Below are 16,236 nucleotides of genomic sequence, written 5' to 3' on the forward strand. Positions count from 1 at the left end.
AAATTTGCGTTTAATCAGGAGGAGTAATGAGCAAACAGGCTGCTGTGCTGCTGGCCCCGGGCTTTGAAGAGGCGGAGGCATTTATTCTGATCGACGTGCTGAACCGTCTGCACGTTAAGGTAACGACCGTTGCCTGCCACGATTCCCGCGAGGTGCTCAGCTACCATGCCGTACCGGTGGTAGCCGATGTGCTGCTGGCGGGGCTGGAGCGGGAATTTGATGCCGTGGTCATCCCTGGCGGCCCGGAAGGGACCGTCAACCTGGCGGCGAACCCGCTGGTCACTGACTTTATTCGTCGACACGACGAGGCGGGAAAATGGATCGCGCCCATCTGTTCCGCAGCGGCCCGCGTGCTGGGCGGCCATCACCTGCTGAAAGGACGCCGCTATACCTGTTCCGGCGACCTTTATAAAGGCGTCAGCGATGGCGTCTACACCGGCGAAGATGTGGCGGAGGAGGGTAATCTGATCAGCGGAAAAGGCCTGGGGGTAACCTTTGACTTTGCCTTCCAGCTCGCCTGGCGGCTGACCGGCGACACGGCGACCGCCGATTTCCAGGCAGAGCATATCTATTACGATAACTGGCGCTCCGACAGCGGTATCAACGCCCGGTAGTTATGCCGTCGGCAGGGCTGCCCCGCCGACGCACTTCCTACACCGGAACCAGCGAATCACGGCTGATGTCGGCCACCGATTTGGCACCGGTCAGGGTCATCGCCACGCGCATCTCCTTCTCAATAAGCGTCAGCAAATTCACTACCCCCGCTTCACCCGCCGCCGCTAAAGCGTAAACAAAGGCCCTGCCCAGCAGCACGCTGTCAGCGCCCAGCGCGATCATCCGCACCACGTCCAGTCCGGTACGAATGCCGGAATCCGCCAGAATGGCGATATCGCCTTTTACCGCATCGGCAATGGCGGGCAGCGCGCGGGCGCTCGAGAGCACCCCATCCAGCTGACGACCGCCGTGGTTGGAGACCACAATGCCGTCTGCGCCAAAGCTCACGGCATCCTTCGCATCCTGAGGATCAAGGATGCCTTTGATGATCATCGGGCCTTTCCAGAACTCGCGGATCCACTCAAGATCTTTCCAGGAGATGGAAGGATCGAAGTTGGCGCCCAGCCAGCCGATATAATCTTCCAGCGTGGTGGGCTTACCGCGATAGGCGGAAACGTTGCCCAGATCGTGAGGTTTGCCGTTCAGCCCGACGTCCCAGGCCCACTGCGGATGCATCATCGCCTGAACCATACGCCGCGACGCCGCTTTCGGTCCGCTCATGCCGGAGTGCGCATCACGGTAGCGTGCGCCGGGAACCGGCATATCGACCGTGAAGATCAATGTTTTCACGCCGGCAGCCTGCGCCCGCTCCAGCGCGTTACGCATAAAACCGCGATCTTTCAGCACGTAGAGCTGGAACCACATTGGCCGGTCAATGGCCGGGGCCACCTCTTCGATCGGGCAAACGGAAACGGTAGAAAGGGTAAAAGGGATACCTTTACTGGCGGCGGCGCGGGCCGCCTGCACCTCACCCCGCCGGGCATACATGCCGGTCAGGCCGACCGGTGCCAGGATCACCGGCATCGCCAGTTCTTCGCCGAACAGCGTGGTGTTCAGGCTCAGCTCAGACATGTTTTTCAGGATGCGCTGGCGTAGCGCGATATCGGCGAGGTCGCCGGTATTACGCCACAGGGTATGTTCTCCATAGGCTCCACCATCAATATAGTGAAACAAAAAGGGGGGCAGCCTGCGCTGCGCTGCCGCCCGATAGTCCGTTGATGCAGATATGATCATCTACTCTCCTGCCTGTTAGTGATGCGCTCGCTGCCGGAGTCCGTAAGCCAGTACCACAGCGAAACAAAGTAAGGGTAAAGCATAGGCGACTGCGGTACTGTACCGGTCCGCGACAGCGCCCATCAGGTAAGGCATGATCGCGCCCCCCACAATCGCCATAATCATCAGCGAGCTGGCGCGCTTTGTCTGTTTGCCCATGTTTTTGACACCCATGGCGAACAGCGTGGGGAACATAATCGACATAAAGAAAAATACCGCGACCAGCGCAATCACCGACAGGGTCTCCACCCCCGAGACCACGACGGCGCAGAGCAGAATATTGATGGCGGCGTAGACCACCAGCAGCGTGGCCGGACGCACGCGTCCCATCAGCCAGGTGCTGAAAAAGCGCCCAACCATAAAACTAATCATCGCAACCGAGAGCAGATAAGAGGCGTTCTGGTTAGAGAGGCTCTGCCAGTGCTCGGTAGTGTAGTTGATAAAAAAGGCGCCTACGCCGACCTGGGCCGCAACATAAAAAAATTGTGCGATCACGCCGCCGGTAAAATGGCCATGCTGCCAGAGGCTTTTGCTCTCTCCGCTGCTCTCCTCCGCCTCCTGCGCACGAATATCCGGCAGGCGCGTACGGCCAAACACAAAGGCAATCACCAGCACCAGTACGGCGATGACCACATAGGTGGTTTTTACCGAGGCCAGTCCTTCTGTGGTGGTCCCCTGGGTGGCGGAAAAGAACAGCGAGCCGCCGATCACCGGCCCGATAAACTGCCCCAGGCCGTTAAAAGATTGCGCCAGGTTCAGACGCCGCTCTGCGCCGGAAGGATCGCCCAGCACCGTGGCATAGGGGTTTGCTGCCGTCTCAAGGCATCCGAGGCCGAGTGCGATGACAAACAGCGCTAACAAAAACAGCGTAAAGCTGGCCGCCGCCGCCGCAGGGACAAACAGCAGCGCGCCCAGCGCATAGAGGCAAAGCCCCACCAGCACGCCCGCCTTATAACCGTAACGGTCCATAAAGAAGCCAGCCGGCAGCGCGATCACAAAATAAGCGCCAAAGTAGGCCGCCTGCAGCAGCCCGGACTGCGCCTTGGTGACGTGAAGGACCTCCTGAAAATGTTTATTCAGCACGTCCAGCAGGCCGTAAGATAGCCCCCACAGGAAAAACAGGACGGTGACCAGGGTAAAGGCTACCCGGTAGTTTGAGACGGCGTTCTGCCCGCGCCATGCCGGTGCAGTCGTTTTATTAACGAGCATATTTCGTTCCTCGGTAGCTGTTGCCAGTACAGCGAAAAACACCGGCAGAGAGATTAGGGTTTCTGCACAACGCAGCGATTCAGTAGTCGGACCGGTCCTGCTCCCTGAGGCAAAATATTTTCTCCATCGCCCGCCATTTTTCCCCCGGCGGCGTCCAGGGAGTGGGACGCTGGTACTTCCACATCAGCGCCTCCCACTCGCACACTTTTGGGTCGCGCTCGCTTGCACGGGCGAAGCGTTCGCTGTCGAAACCGGCGGCGGTTTCCATCACCATCACCAGCCGGTTGCCCAGCAGATAAATCTCCATATCGACGATGCCATACTGCCGCAGATGCTGCGTAATCTCGGGCCAGATACGGCGATGATGCTGGCGGTATTCCGCTATCAGCTGCGCATCATCGGCCAGATCCAGCGCCTGGCAATAGCGCCGCCCGCCCTTCACGTTAAGGCCCTGTCGAGGTGGGTGTAGCCGCCGTCAACCATCAGCCACTGCCCGGTGGTATGGGATGCCCGTGCCGAGAGCAGGAAAACGGCGGTATCGGCAATTTCACGCGGCGTGGTCATCCTTCTGCCCAGCGGGATCTGGCTGGCGATCTGCCGCAGCTTCTCATCCGGGCGGTCGAAGCTTTTGATCCAGTTTTCGTAAAGCGGCGTCATCACCTCCGCCGGGATCACCGCGTTAACGCGTATCCCATCCTGAAGCAGCGAGGCGGCCCATTCGCGCGTCAGCGCCAGCACGCCGCCTTTGGCAGAGGCGTAGCCGCTGGTATTGCCCTGCCCGGTCAGCGCCGTTTTCGAACTGATATTGACGATGGCCCCTTTGCTGGCCCGCAGGCTATTAAGGCAGAGATGGGCCATCAGGTAGTAATGCACCAGATTTTTCTCCAGTGAATGCACAAAGGCCTCACGTCCGGCCTCAAGCCCGACGCCATCGTTTACCCCCGCGTTATTGACCAGGCCGTCGATGCGGCCAAACTGCGCCAGTACGGCGTTTACCGCGCTGACGCAGCTGCTTTCGTCCTGTAACTCGGCCAGATGAAACAGCGCGGCGGGCTGCTTTTCGCGCAGCTGTGCCATCAGCTCAGCGGCGGGTTCGCTGTTGCTGACGATGACCGGTATCGCCCCCTCTTCCGCCAGCGTGAGCGAAATCGCCGCGCCGATGCCGGAACCGCCGCCGGTCACGATAAAAACTTTATTCTCAAGATGAAGGTTCATGCCGTTACTCCGTTTATCCCGTAGATGCGGCAGGCATTTTCGCCGAGAATGGCCGCCCGCTCGCTGGCAGAGAGATCCGTAAAAGCCTGTTCGCCAGACTGCCATGCCGCCTCATAGCTTTCCGCCAGCAAACAGACCGGCCAGTCCGACCCCATTAACAAACGCTCGCTGCCGAAGGCCGTCAGCGCGGCATCAATAAAAGGCCGCAGATCGCCAGCGCCACAGCCGGGCGGTCTGGGTTCGGTCAGCAGGCCGGAGATTTTACAGCTGACGTGCGGCAACGCGGCCAGCGGGGCAATCTGCGCAGCCCAGGCTTTCGCGCCTGCGGCAATATTGGGTTTGCCCAGATGATCAAGCACTACCGGCGCGCTGTCGTGGCGCGCGGCAAAGCGCGCGGCTTCAGCCAGATGGCGGTGCGTGACCAGCAGATCGTAAACGTAACCCTGCGTCTGAACCTGTTGCAGCCCGGCGTTCACCTCATCCAGCCTCATCCATCCGTCAGGATCGACCTCATCCTGGATCAGATGGCGAAAGCCGCGCAGCAGCGGTTCCTGTTGGTACGCATCCAGCTGCTGCGGCAGGTCGCGCGCCGTCAGCGCCACCCAGCCCACCACGGCGCGTACCTGCTCACCCCCTTTTGCCTGACCGAGCAGCCAGGCCGTTTCCTCAGCCGTCTGTCTCGCCTGTACCAGCACGGTGCCGTCAATCTGCTGTGCCGCCAGCTGTCCCGTCAGCTGCTCCGGCAAAAAATCGTGCTTCAGTGCCGGCATCTCATCGCTTATCCAGCGATAGTCTTCCGGGCTGTAGCGCCAGAAATGGTGGTGGGCGTCAATTTTCAGCGTCATCAGAGCGGCGCCTGAGTGACAAACCGGTATTGTTCAATCGAGGCCGGGAACATCTCGATGGAGAAACCGGGATGCTCAGGCGGCATGTAGGCCGCGTCTTTGATGACGCACGGATGAATAAAGTGTTCGTGCAGATGGTCGACATATTCAGTCACCCGCCCTTCATGCGTGCCGGCGATGCAGAGATAGTCGATCATCGACAGATGCTGAACGTATTCGCAAAGGCCAACGCCGCCCGCATGTGGGCAGACCGGCAAATCATATTTTGCCGCCATCAGCATGACCGCCAGGATTTCATTGACGCCGCCCATGCGGCAGGCATCTATCTGCACCACGTCAATGGCTTCCCGCATAATGAACTGCTTGAACATGATGCGGTTCTGGCACATCTCCCCGGTAGCCACCTTGACCGGCGCGATATTCTCGCGGATGCGCCGGTGGCCCTCAATATCGTCCGGGCTGGTGGGCTCCTCAATAAACCAGGGCCTGGCAAAGGCCAGCTTATTGACCCAGGCAATCGCCTCACCGGTTTCCCAGACCTGATTGGCATCAATCATCAGCTTGCGATCCGGCCCAATGACTTCGCGGGCGATGGTGACCCGGCGGATATCATCTTCCAGATCCCGGCCCACCTTCAGCTTCAGGTAGTCGAATCCGGCATCCACCGCCTGCTGGCAAAGGTGGCGGAGTTTATCGTCCGGATAGCCCAGCCAGCCCGCTGAGGTGGTGTAGCAGGGATAGCCTTCCTCCAGCAGCGAGGCGAGACGCTGAGCTTTATTATCCGCGCGCTGTTGCAGCAGCGTCAGCGCCTCCTCCGGCGTAATGCAGTCGGTGATGTAGCGGAAATCGACGCAGCGCACCAGCTCTTCGGGGGACATATCCGCCACCAGCCGCCACAGCGGTTTGCCCTCCGCCTTGCTCCATAAGTCCCAGACGGCATTGATCACCGCGCCGGTAGCCAGATGAATAGCCCCTTTATCAGGGCCAATCCAGCGCAGCTGGCTGTCACTGGTAAAATCACGCCAGAACGCGCCCATATTCGCCGCAATGTCCGCCAGGTTACGCCCCACAACCTGATGCGTCAGCGCGCGGATTGCAGCGCAGCAAATATCATTGCCGCGCCCGATGGTAAAGGTCAGGCCATGTCCGCTCAGGGTCGGATTGTCGGTTTCCAGAATCACATAGGCCGCTGAATAGTCGGGATCGGGGTTCATGGCGTCGGAACCATCCAGCGACAGGGAAGTGGGAAAACGCACGTCTTCGACGCGCAGTGCCGTGATCGTTGTCATGAGAGCTTCCTTTAGGGCGGATTCAGGCCTGTCTGGTTAACTGGTGCTGCTCACCCAGTCCTTCGATGCCGAGGCGCATTTCCTGACCGGCGCGCAGATAGACCGGCGGCTTCTGTCCCATTCCGACGCCCGGCGGCGTACCGGTTGAGATGACATCGCCCGGCTGCAGGCTCATAAAGCGGCTGAGATAGCTGATAATTTCCGGAACCTTAAACACCATCGTGCTGGTGTTGCCGTTCTGATAGCGTTTGCCATCGACTTCCAGCCACAGATTCAGGTTGTGCGGATCGGGGATCTCATCCGTGGTCACCAGCCAGGGGCCGAGCGGACCGAAGGTATCGCAGCCTTTGCCCTTATCCCAGGTGCCGCCCCGCTCAATCTGAAACTCACGTTCTGAAACGTCATTGATTACGCAGTAACCGGCAACGTGCGACAGCGCATCGGCCTCGCTGATGTAGCGGCCACCGGTGCCAATCACCACGCCCAGCTCCACTTCCCAGTCGGTTTTCACCGAGTCGCGCGGGATCTCGACCGCATCGTTCGGCCCGACGATAGCGCTGGTCCACTTGCTGAAAATAACCGGTTCTTTCGGGATTTCCGCTCCGGTTTCAGCGGCGTGGTCAGCATAGTTAAGGCCAATGCAGATAAACTTACCGACCTGCCCCACGCAGGCACCGATACGCGGCGAACCGTCCACCAGCGGCAGCGTGTCGGGCGCAATCTGACGAAGTTTATCCAGTGACGCGGGCAGCAGCGCGCCCCCGGCCAGATCGTCAATCACATCTGACAAATCGCGCAGCCTGCCCTGTGCATCAAGCATCGCCGGACGTTCCTGACCAGGCTGGCCGTAGCGTAATAATTTCATGACTTCTCCTCAGATCGGTAAAAGGCTAAAAGGCGGATTAATTGCTCCAGCCGCCGTCAATGATGTGCACCGCACCGGTGGTGTAAGCGCTGGCATCCGAGGCGAGATAGCGGGCAAGTTCGGCGATCTCTTCGGTTCTGCCGATGCGGCCAATCGGCTGCCTCGCCACAAACGCCTGGTAAACTTCTTCTTCGCTGCGCCCTTCCGCCGCCGCCTGCGCCGCGATGCGCTGCTGAAGCGAGGGCGATTCGACCGTACCGGGACAGATCGCGTTACAGCGGATACCCCGGCTGACATAGTCGGCGGCGACCGAGCGCGTCAGGCCGATCACGGCGGCTTTCGAGGTGCTGTAGGCGAAGCGGTTAGGTACCCCTTTTACGCTGGACGCCACCGAAGACATATTGATGATGGAGCCGCTTTGCTGCGCCAGCATGCCGGGGAGAAACGCCCTGATGGTATGGAACATCGCCGTTACGTTCAGATCGAGTGCGAACTGCCACTCCTCTTCTTTGCAGCTAAGAATGTCGCCGCTGTGCACTACGCCGGCACAGTTGAACAGCACATCTATGGTGCCCACTTCTTCAGCCAGCGCCCGGATGGCGGCACTGTCGGTGACGTCCAGCACTCTGCCGGTGATGCCCTGAATATCAGTAAGACGTGAAATATTGATGTCCGTCGCGATAACGTCGGCACCGGAGCGGGCAAATAAAATAGCCGTGTTCAGGCCTATTCCCTGCCCCGCAGCGGTGATAACGACTTTCTTACCTTGAAGATCCATACTGTTTCCTTGCGTTAAAGGACTAATGGTCAGGCCATTAAGGGCGCAAAAAAGCGCTTTAAAGATTGCCCTTTTGCTACGATCATGGGCATATACAGACTTAAAACGCGTTTTATTTAACTAATTCTTCACATTTTAAAAACAAAGCGGCAAGGAAATTTTCCGGTAAATGCTGGCTGAATCGCTTAACTAAAATATCCGCTGGTGGGCTATGCCAATAAAAAAATTAGAGAATCCAAGGATCTACCGACAAATTGCCGATCAGCTTAAACGGCTGATCGAAAGCGGCGAATTCCCGCCCGGCAGTCGCCTGCCCGCCGAGCGCGATCTGGCGAGCCAGCTTCAGGTCAGCCGCGCCTCGGTGCGGGAAGCGCTGATTGCGCTGGAGGTCATCGGCCTGGTTGACGTGCGTGTAGGGAATGGGGTGATTGTCAGGCCACAGCCTGCCAGCCCCACCTCCGGGGAGCCGGTGATGGCGCAGGCAGGGCGTAATCAGTGGGCCGATGTGGATGATGAACTGGCTATTCAGCTCGACTTCAGCGCCGAGCTTCCCCCGTTTTCCCTGCTGCAAACGCGAAGGCTGATCGAGCCTGAAACGGCTGCGCTGGCGGCCCGCTACGCGTCGGATGAAGAACTTGCGCTGATCGTGCAGGCTTTTGAGCAGAACTGTCGTGATAACCGGCAAGGTTCCGCGACGCATCCCGGCGATCGGCTGTTTCATATCCGCATCGCTCAGGCCAGCGGCAATCCGGCCTATGCTTTTATCATCGCCCACCTACTGGGCCACCGTTACGGCACGATGTTTCGCAGCCTGCAACAGTATTATACGCCGCAGGATATGCCCCACCGGTCGGAATCTGAACACCTTGCCATACTGAATGCGCTGCAAGCCCGCGATCCCCGCGCGGCGAAAAAAGCGATGAAGACCCATCTGGATTCGGTGATCGCCATCTTTGGCAGAGGTTGAAACGGAAGCGACGGAAAGCTGGGTGGAAATACGGCGGGCGCGGGGAGATGCCATGCCTGCACTGGGCTGGGCTGGGCTGGGCTGGGCTGGACTGGACTGGACTGGACTGGACAAGTTTACAGGAGCGCTGCTGCAAGCGCGTTTTTTTTCGCTCAACGTACGGGTTTTCTTTCAGTAAGCGGGAAACAAAATAGAGCTATATAGAGCTATCAGGCAGAAAAAAGGCCGGAATATCCGGCCTCAGACTGCTGACAAAAGTAAAGCGAAGGGAACAGGGACGGGGAGTAAAGCGTCCCGCGCCATGGACGGCGCGGGCCGAGCTATCAGGGACGATGCTTTTTGCGTCTTTACAAGCAGGCCCTGTTCCCGGAGCCAGCACTTAGTCATTAGCCTACGGCGCCTCGCTGGAGGTTATCCGCTAGCGACGGTTACGCACCAGCTGATAGCGACGGGTAAGATACTCTACCGGCGCGCTCCAGATATGCACCAGGCGGCAGAACGGGAACAGCAGGAACAGCGTCATGCCCAGCACCATATGCAGGCGGAAAATCGGTGCCACGCCCTCAAGATGCGCTGAGGCGTTCCCCTGGAATGTGACCACGGCCTGCGCCCAGCCCACCAGCTTCATCATCTCACTGCCGTCCATATGCTGGGCGGAGAACGGGATTGTCAGCAGACCCAGGCACACCTGCACCACCAGCAGCGTGATGATCATGATATCGCCAAAGCTGCTGGTGGCCCGCACGCGGGGATTGGTCAGACGGCGTTTAAGCAGCAGCCCGCCGCCCACCAGCGTCATCAGCCCGAAGATCCCTCCGGCAATCATCGCCAGCTTCTGCTTCACGTCGATCGGCAGGAAGGATTCGTACATCCAGTGCGGCGTCAGCATGCCGACGATATGGCCGAAAAAGATGCCGATGATACCGATATGGAACAGGTTAGAGGCCAGACGCATGCCTTTTTTATCGAGCATCTGGCTCGATCCTGCCCGCCAGCTGTACTGACCGTAGTCATAGCGCAGCCAGCTGCCCACCAGGAATACCGTACCGGCAATATAGGGATAAATATCAAAAAAGAACTGTGATAAGAATTGCATGATTAGCTTCCTGTGGATCGCGTTGTGGCCTGGGCCACGTCCAGATACTGAGGCGCAACCGCTCCGGCAAAGCGACGCTGATGCGCGGCCTGCTGCGCCGACGCGCAGCCCTGCTCACCGAGGAACTTAATCTGCTCCTCTTCCCAGACGGCATCCAGCGCTGCCGGGGTGTCATCACGGGCCTCTTTCTCTACCTGCGTTTGCAGGCTCTCCGTCGCCACGTCCGCTCCCGACAGAGAGAGCAGCGCATCAAACAGCACTGCGTACGGGCTTTCACGCTGTTGCAGCCTTGCGGCGAGCAGCGCCAGAATCGGCACGATGTCATTCAGACCTTCGCGCGCGCGGTCAGCGCTGCCGTTCGCCAGATATTCCAGATAGAGCGGCAGGAAATCCGGCAGCTCTCTGGAATCCAGCTCCAGGCCATCAGCGCGGTACTGCTCCAGCAAATCAACCATCGCCTGACCGCGATCGCGCGACTCGCCGTGAACGTGTTCAAACAGCAGCAGCGAGGTGGCCCTGCCGCGATCGAACAGCTCGCAGTATTCGGCCTGCACGTCCAGCAGCGGCCGGGAACAGAGCGTCTGGATAAAAATCACCAGGCGGGCGCTGTGCCGCAGGTTCATTTCGCTTGCCGGCTCCAGCGCTGCAATCAGTTCGGCACGGTGGTTAAATAACGCCTCGTCCGGATAGTCCAGCAGGCGGGCAATCACGCGAAGGGCAATCATGAGGCATCCTCCCGGCGCGCCGTTTTCTGCGATACGTCGATCGCATCGATGCGGCGGCTGTTAAACAGGTTGAACTTGCCGTCGCTGCCGTGGCAGCCGTCGCCGAAGCTGAAACCGCAGCCTTTACTTTCAGGGAAGGCTTCACGCGCCAGCTCGCGGTGGCTGGAAGGGACCACGAAGCGATCCTCGTAGTTGGCGATAGCGAGATAACGGTACATCTCCTGCGCCTGCGCTTCGGTCAGACCCACCTGCTCCAGCGCACGGGTATCGACTTTCCCCTCTACCGTTTCGGCACGCTTATAGTGGCGCATCGCCAGCATACGCTTCAGCGCCAGCAGCACCGGAGCGGTATCGCCAGCGGTCAGCAGGTTAGCGAGATACTTAACCGGAATACGCAGGCTTTCCACATCCGGCAGCACGCCGGTATGGGCCAGCGCGCCAGCATCTGCAGCAGACTGAATCGGCGACAGCGGCGGCACATACCAGACCATCGGCAGCGTGCGGTATTCCGGGTGCAGCGGCAGCGCCAGCTTCCATTCCATCGCCATTTTATAGACCGGCGAACGCTGCGCGGCGTCGATCACGCTCTGCGGAATGCCCGCTTTAAGCGCCTCTTCGATCACCGCTGGATCGTTGGGATCGAGGAAGATATCCATCTGACGCTGGTAAAGATCTTTTTCATGCTCCGTTGATGCCGCTTCTTCAATGCGATCGGCGTCATAGAGCATCACGCCCAGGTAACGGATACGGCCCACGCAGGTTTCCGAGCAGACGGTCGGCTGCCCCGCCTCGATGCGCGGATAGCAGAAGATGCATTTTTCGGACTTGCCGCTTTTCCAGTTAAAGTAGATTTTTTTGTAAGGACAGCCGGTCAGGCACATGCGCCAGCCGCGACATTTATCCTGGTCGATCAGCACGATGCCATCTTCGCCGCGCTTGTAGATCGCCCCGCTCGGACAGGTCGCCACGCACGCCGGATTCAGGCAGTGCTCACACAGGCGCGGCAGATACATCATGAAGGTGTTTTCAAACTGGCCGTACATCTCTTTCTGGATATGATCGAAGTTTTTATCCTTGCTGCGCTTTTCAAACTCGCCGCCGAGGATCTCTTCCCAGTTCGGGCCATTTTCAATCTTTTTCATCCGCTGACCGGTGATCAGCGAGCGTGGACGGGCGATCGGCTGGTGCTTACCCGCCGGGGCGGTGTGCAGATGCTGATAGTCGAAGTCAAACGGCTCGTAGTAGTCATCCAGCGCCGGAACATCCGGGTTGGCAAAAATCTTCGACAGCAGACCCACGCGGTTGCCCATACGCGGTTCCAGCTTACCGTTGATTTTACGGATCCAGCCGCCCTTCCACTTCTCCTGATCTTCCCAGGCCTGGGGATAGCCCACGCCTGGCTTACTTTCAACGTTGTTAAACCAGGCGTACTCCATCCCTTCCCGGCTGGTCCAGACGTTTTTACAGGTAACCGAACAGGTATGGCATCCGATGCATTTGTCCAGGTTCAGCACCATGCCGACTTGCGAACGAATTTTCATTGCTTTTTCTCCTGCTGGCTGCCCTGGCAATCGTCGTTACCTTCGCCGTCTAACCAGTTAATGTTGTTCATCTTTCTGACCACCACGAACTCATCACGGTTAGAGCCGACGGTGCCGTAGTAATTAAAGCCATAGGAAAGCTGCGCGTAGCCGCCGATCATATGGGTCGGTTTCGGACAGGCTCGCGTCACCGAGTTGTGTATCCCGCCACGCTGGCTGGTGATCTCAGAGCCGGGGATATTCACAATGCGTTCCTGGGCGTGATACATCATGGTCATGCCGGCTGGAATACGCTGGCTGACCACTGCGCGGGCGGTCAGCGCGCCGTTGGCGTTGAACGCTTCGATCCAGTCGTTATCCACGATGCCCAGCTCTTTCGCGTCATCTTCACTCATCCAGACGATAGGACCGCCGCGCGACAGCGTCAGCATCAGCAGGTTATCACTGTAGGTGGAGTGGATGCCCCATTTCTGGTGCGGCGTCAGGAAGTTAAGCGCCTTCTCCGGGTTGCCGTTCGGCTTTTTATTCAGCAGCGGTTTGGCCGCATGGGTATCGATCGGCGGACGGTAAACCAGCAGGCTTTCACCAAAGGCGCGCATCCATTCGTGATCCTGATAGATCTGCTGGCGGCCGCTGAGGGTTCGCCACGGGATCAGCTCATGAACGTTGGTATAACAGGCGTTGTAGGAGACATGTTCATCTTCCAGACCTGACCATGTTGGGCTGGAGATAATCTTGCGCGGCTGCGCCTGAATATCGCGGAAGCGGATCTTCTCATCTTCTTTATTCAGCGCCAGGTGAGAGTGATCGCGACCGGTGATGTCACTCAGCGCCTGCCAGGCTTTCACCGCGACCTGACCGTTGGTTTCGGGCGCCAGCGCCAGGATCATCTCCGCCGCATCAATGGCGGTATCGATGTTCGGGCGACCTGCCGCCGGGCCGTCCGCCTTGACGTAGTTAAGTTTTTTCAGGAAATCGACTTCGGTCTGGGTATTCCAGCTGATGCCTTTGCCGCCGTTGCCCAGCTTATCCAGCAGGGGGCCGACGGAGGTAAATCGCTCCCAGGTCGCCGGATAGTCACGCTCCACCGCGATAATGTGCGGCGCGGTTTTACCGGGGATCAGATCGCATTCGCCTTTTTTCCAGTCTTTAACGTCGAACGGCTGCGCCAGCTCTGCCGGTGAATCGTGCTGAACCGGCAGCGTAACGATATCGGTCTCCTGACCGAGGTGGCCCACGCAGACTTCCGAGAAGGCTTTGGCGATACCTTTATAAATTTCCCAGTCGCTTTTCGATTCCCAGGCGGGATCGACGGCTGCGGAAAGCGGATGAATAAACGGATGCATATCCGAGGTATTCATATCGTCCTTCTCATACCAGGTCGCCGTCGGCAGCACGATATCGGAATAGAGGCAGGTGCTGGACATGCGGAAATCGAGCGTCACCACCAGATCCAGCTTGCCTTCGCCGCCGTTATCCAGCCATTCCACCTCTTCCGGCATCACGCCGCCCTGTACGCCCAGATCTTTACCCTGAATGCCGTGCTCGGTGCCCAGCAGGTATTTCAGCATGTACTCATGCCCTTTACCGGAGGAGCCCAGCAGGTTGGAGCGCCAGACAAAGAGGTTACGCGGGAAGTTCTGCGGGTCATCAGGCTGTTCAGCCGCGAAACGAAGCGTGCCCTGCTTCAGGCTTTCAACGGTAAAGTCGACCGGCGACTGACCGGCGGCTTTCGCCTGTGCGGCCAGATGCAGCGGGTTGGTATTAAGCTGAGGCGCAGATGGCAGCCAGCCCATCCGTTCGGAACGCACGTTGAAGTCGATCAGGCTGCCGGTAAAGCGGGTTTTATCCGCCAGCGGCGAGAGCAGATCGCGGGTGGCTACCGTTTCATAGCGCCACTGGCTGGAGTGGTTATAGAAGAATGAGGTGCTGTTCATATGGCGTGGCGGACGCTGCCAGTCCAGGGCAAACGCCAGCGGGGTCCAGCCGGTTTGCGGACGCAGCTTTTCCTGCCCCACATAGTGCGCCCAGCCGCCGCCGCTCTGACCGACGCAGCCGCAGAAGATCAGCATATTGATCAGGCCGCGGTAGTTCATATCCATGTGATACCAGTGGTTCATACCGGCACCAACGATGATCATGGAGCGACCGTGGGTTTTCTCCGCATTTTCCGCAAATTCGCGGGCGATGCGGATAATATTCTGTCGCGATACGCCGGTGATCTGCTCCGCCCAGGCGGGGCTGTAGGCCTTCACATCGTCATAGCTGCCTGCGCAGTTCGCATCATCCAGACCGCGCTCGAGGCCGTAGTTTGCCAGCGTCAGGTCATAAATGCTGGCGACCAGCGCTTCGCTACCGTCAGCAAGCTGGAGCCGTTTAACCGGCAGCTTATGCAGCAGGATCTCTTCCAGCGCCACGCTGTTAAAGTTTTCACTTTCCGTGCCGCCAAAGTAGGGGAAGCCGACGTCGGCGACCGCATCGTGGCTGCCCAGCAGGCTGAGCTGCAGCTCCACTTCCTGCTGCGATTTACCCTCGCGCTGCTCAAGGTTCCATTTGCCCTTCTCACCCCAGCGATAGCCGATGGACCCCTGCGGCGCAACCAGCTCACCATCGGCCTGATTGATGGCGATGGTTTTCCATTCCGGATTATTTTCCTGGCCCAGATTACCGACCAGATCGCTGGCGCGCAGCATACGGCCTGCGGCGTAATGACCGCCTTCACGCGGCTCCAGCAGCACCAGCATCGGCATATCGGTGTAGCGGCGTACGTAGTCGCGGAAATAGCTCACTTCACGATCGAGATGAAACTCTTTCAGCATAACGTGGCCCATCGCCAGCGCCATTGCGCTGTCCGTCCCCTGTTTCGGGTTCAGCCACTGATCGCACAGCTTGGCGACTTCCGCATAGTCTGGCGTGACCGCCACGGTTTTGGTGCCTTTATAACGCACCTCCGTGAAGAAATGGGCATCCGGCGTACGGGTCTGCGGCACGTTAGAGCCCCAAGCCATAATGTAAGAGGAGTTATACCAGTCGGCGGATTCCGGTACGTCAGTCTGTTCGCCCCAGGTCATCGGCGAGGCGGGAGGCAGGTCACAGTACCAGTCATAGAAGCTGAGGCAGGTTCCGCCAATCAGGGAAAGGTAACGTGCCCCGGCGGCGTAGGAGACCATCGACATTGCCGGAATAGGCGAGAAGCCCATAATGCGGTCCGGGCCGAAGGTTTTTGCCGTATAGACGTTGGACGCGGCAATCAGCTCATTCACCTCCTGCCAGCTTGAACGCACGAAGCCGCCGCGCCCGCGGGCGATTTTGTAGCTTTTGGCCTTTTCAGAATCGCTGACGATAGAACCCCAGGCGTCAACAGGATCGCTATGCTGCGCCTTTGCTTCACGCCAGAGCTTAATCAGACGCTTACGCATCAGAGGATACTTCAGGCGGTTGGCGCTGTAGAGGTACCAGGAGTAGCTGGCGCCGCGTGGGCAGCCGCGTGGCTCATGGTTAGGCAGATCGGGGCGGGTACGCGGATAGTCGGTTTGCTGAGTTTCCCAGGTTACCAGGCCGTTTTTTACATAAATCTTCCAGCTGCACGATCCGGTACAGTTCACACCGTGAGTCGAGCGGACAATTTTATCGTGCTGCCAGCGGCTGCGGTAACCATCTTCCCAGTCACGGTTGGCATTAAGGGTCTGGCCATGATTGCCAGAAAAGGGTTCCGCTAACTGTTTGAAATAGCGAAACCGATCGAGAAATTTGCTCATCCGGAATTCTCCTGAAGGCCCTGTAGTGACAGGGATACTCAAATGACATTGCTTAATCTGTGGGCAAGCGTACTGGTCGTGCAGAAGCGGCAGATTGATAGGGATCAACAGAAACCAGAGG

14 protein-coding genes are annotated in these 16,236 nt (G+C 58.8%); 2 read left to right on the forward strand and 12 right to left on the reverse strand.

Features of this window, described 5'->3' with window-relative positions:
• Positions 1–26: 26 nt before the first annotated feature.
• Positions 27–614, forward strand: a complete 588-nt coding sequence (locus AAH446_RS15905; RefSeq protein WP_342907654.1) for a DJ-1/PfpI family protein — start codon at positions 27–29, stop codon at positions 612–614.
• Positions 615–651: 37 nt separating this feature from the next.
• On the opposite strand, the gene lldD is transcribed toward AAH446_RS15905, so the two are convergent.
• From lldD to AAH446_RS15945, 8 genes are all read right to left on the reverse strand, one after another.
• Complete coding sequence (gene lldD, locus AAH446_RS15910) at positions 652–1,788, reverse strand: FMN-dependent L-lactate dehydrogenase LldD (RefSeq protein WP_342907655.1); 1,137 nt, start codon at positions 1,786–1,788, stop codon at positions 652–654.
• Positions 1,789–1,803: 15 nt separating this feature from the next.
• A complete protein-coding gene (gene fucP / locus AAH446_RS15915; protein WP_342907656.1) occupies positions 1,804–3,036 on the reverse strand; it encodes an L-fucose:H+ symporter permease in 1,233 nt (410 codons plus the stop codon).
• 79 nt (positions 3,037–3,115) lie between these two features.
• Positions 3,116–3,478, reverse strand: coding sequence for an L-rhamnose mutarotase (locus tag AAH446_RS15920; RefSeq protein ID WP_342907657.1), 363 nt, complete (start codon positions 3,476–3,478; stop codon positions 3,116–3,118).
• On the reverse strand, positions 3,475–4,251 hold the full coding sequence (locus tag AAH446_RS15925) for an L-fucose dehydrogenase (RefSeq protein WP_342907658.1): 777 nt from the start codon (positions 4,249–4,251) through the stop codon (positions 3,475–3,477). Before AAH446_RS15925 ends, AAH446_RS15920 begins: the two co-directional genes overlap by 4 nt.
• Positions 4,248–5,096 (reverse strand): amidohydrolase family protein, encoded by an 849-nt coding sequence (locus AAH446_RS15930; protein ID WP_342907659.1) that lies wholly within the window; start codon positions 5,094–5,096, stop codon positions 4,248–4,250. The genes AAH446_RS15925 and AAH446_RS15930 overlap by 4 nt, the downstream gene beginning before the upstream one ends.
• On the reverse strand, positions 5,096–6,385 hold the full coding sequence (locus AAH446_RS15935; protein ID WP_342907660.1) for an L-fuconate dehydratase: 1,290 nt from the start codon (positions 6,383–6,385) through the stop codon (positions 5,096–5,098). The genes AAH446_RS15930 and AAH446_RS15935 overlap by 1 nt, the downstream gene beginning before the upstream one ends.
• Before the next feature lie 22 nt (positions 6,386–6,407).
• Positions 6,408–7,250, reverse strand: coding sequence for an ureidoglycolate lyase (locus tag AAH446_RS15940; RefSeq protein WP_342907661.1), 843 nt, complete (start codon positions 7,248–7,250; stop codon positions 6,408–6,410).
• Between the two features lie 37 nt (positions 7,251–7,287).
• The gene (locus AAH446_RS15945) at positions 7,288–8,028 is read right to left on the reverse strand and encodes an SDR family oxidoreductase (protein WP_342907662.1); all 741 of its coding nucleotides are present in this window, start codon (positions 8,026–8,028) and stop codon (positions 7,288–7,290) included.
• A gap of 211 nt (positions 8,029–8,239) precedes the next feature.
• On the opposite strand from AAH446_RS15945, the gene AAH446_RS15950 reads away from it, so the two are divergent.
• Positions 8,240–8,995: a FadR/GntR family transcriptional regulator gene (locus AAH446_RS15950; RefSeq protein ID WP_342907663.1), complete on the forward strand. Its 756-nt coding sequence runs from the start codon at positions 8,240–8,242 to the stop codon at positions 8,993–8,995.
• Between the two features lie 418 nt (positions 8,996–9,413).
• Here AAH446_RS15950 and narI read toward each other — a convergent pair whose 3' ends face one another.
• Genes narI through AAH446_RS15970 form a run of 4 tightly spaced genes read right to left on the reverse strand, consistent with a single transcriptional unit; the run spans position 9,414 to position 16,115 of the window.
• Positions 9,414–10,091, reverse strand: coding sequence for a respiratory nitrate reductase subunit gamma (gene narI / locus AAH446_RS15955; RefSeq protein ID WP_342907664.1), 678 nt, complete (start codon positions 10,089–10,091; stop codon positions 9,414–9,416).
• A gap of 2 nt (positions 10,092–10,093) precedes the next feature.
• Positions 10,094–10,816, reverse strand: a complete 723-nt coding sequence (narJ, locus tag AAH446_RS15960) for a nitrate reductase molybdenum cofactor assembly chaperone (RefSeq protein ID WP_342907665.1) — start codon at positions 10,814–10,816, stop codon at positions 10,094–10,096.
• Positions 10,813–12,357: a nitrate reductase subunit beta gene (gene narH / locus AAH446_RS15965; protein ID WP_342907666.1), complete on the reverse strand. Its 1,545-nt coding sequence runs from the start codon at positions 12,355–12,357 to the stop codon at positions 10,813–10,815. Before narH ends, narJ begins: the two co-directional genes overlap by 4 nt.
• Positions 12,354–16,115, reverse strand: coding sequence for a nitrate reductase subunit alpha (locus AAH446_RS15970; protein ID WP_342907667.1), 3,762 nt, complete (start codon positions 16,113–16,115; stop codon positions 12,354–12,356). Before AAH446_RS15970 ends, narH begins: the two co-directional genes overlap by 4 nt.
• Positions 16,116–16,236: the final 121 nt, after the last annotated feature.

The organism is Erwinia psychrophila (genome assembly GCF_039023475.1).
Lineage (GTDB): Bacteria > Pseudomonadota > Gammaproteobacteria > Enterobacterales > Enterobacteriaceae > Erwinia.

Coding starts and splice junctions, on each gene's coding strand:
- AAH446_RS15905 (WP_342907654.1), top strand. CDS start 27: ATGAGCAAACAGGCTGCTGTGCTGCTGGCCCCGGGCTTTGAAGAGGCG.
- lldD (WP_342907655.1), bottom strand. CDS start 1,788: ATGATCATATCTGCATCAACGGACTATCGGGCGGCAGCGCAGCGCAGG.
- fucP (WP_342907656.1), bottom strand. CDS start 3,036: ATGCTCGTTAATAAAACGACTGCACCGGCATGGCGCGGGCAGAACGCC.
- AAH446_RS15925 (WP_342907658.1), bottom strand. CDS start 4,251: ATGAACCTTCATCTTGAGAATAAAGTTTTTATCGTGACCGGCGGCGGT.
- AAH446_RS15930 (WP_342907659.1), bottom strand. CDS start 5,096: ATGACGCTGAAAATTGACGCCCACCACCATTTCTGGCGCTACAGCCCG.
- AAH446_RS15935 (WP_342907660.1), bottom strand. CDS start 6,385: ATGACAACGATCACGGCACTGCGCGTCGAAGACGTGCGTTTTCCCACT.
- AAH446_RS15940 (WP_342907661.1), bottom strand. CDS start 7,250: ATGAAATTATTACGCTACGGCCAGCCTGGTCAGGAACGTCCGGCGATG.
- AAH446_RS15945 (WP_342907662.1), bottom strand. CDS start 8,028: ATGGATCTTCAAGGTAAGAAAGTCGTTATCACCGCTGCGGGGCAGGGA.
- AAH446_RS15950 (WP_342907663.1), top strand. CDS start 8,240: ATGCCAATAAAAAAATTAGAGAATCCAAGGATCTACCGACAAATTGCC.
- narI (WP_342907664.1), bottom strand. CDS start 10,091: ATGCAATTCTTATCACAGTTCTTTTTTGATATTTATCCCTATATTGCC.
- narJ (WP_342907665.1), bottom strand. CDS start 10,816: ATGATTGCCCTTCGCGTGATTGCCCGCCTGCTGGACTATCCGGACGAG.
- narH (WP_342907666.1), bottom strand. CDS start 12,357: ATGAAAATTCGTTCGCAAGTCGGCATGGTGCTGAACCTGGACAAATGC.
- AAH446_RS15970 (WP_342907667.1), bottom strand. CDS start 16,115: ATGAGCAAATTTCTCGATCGGTTTCGCTATTTCAAACAGTTAGCGGAA.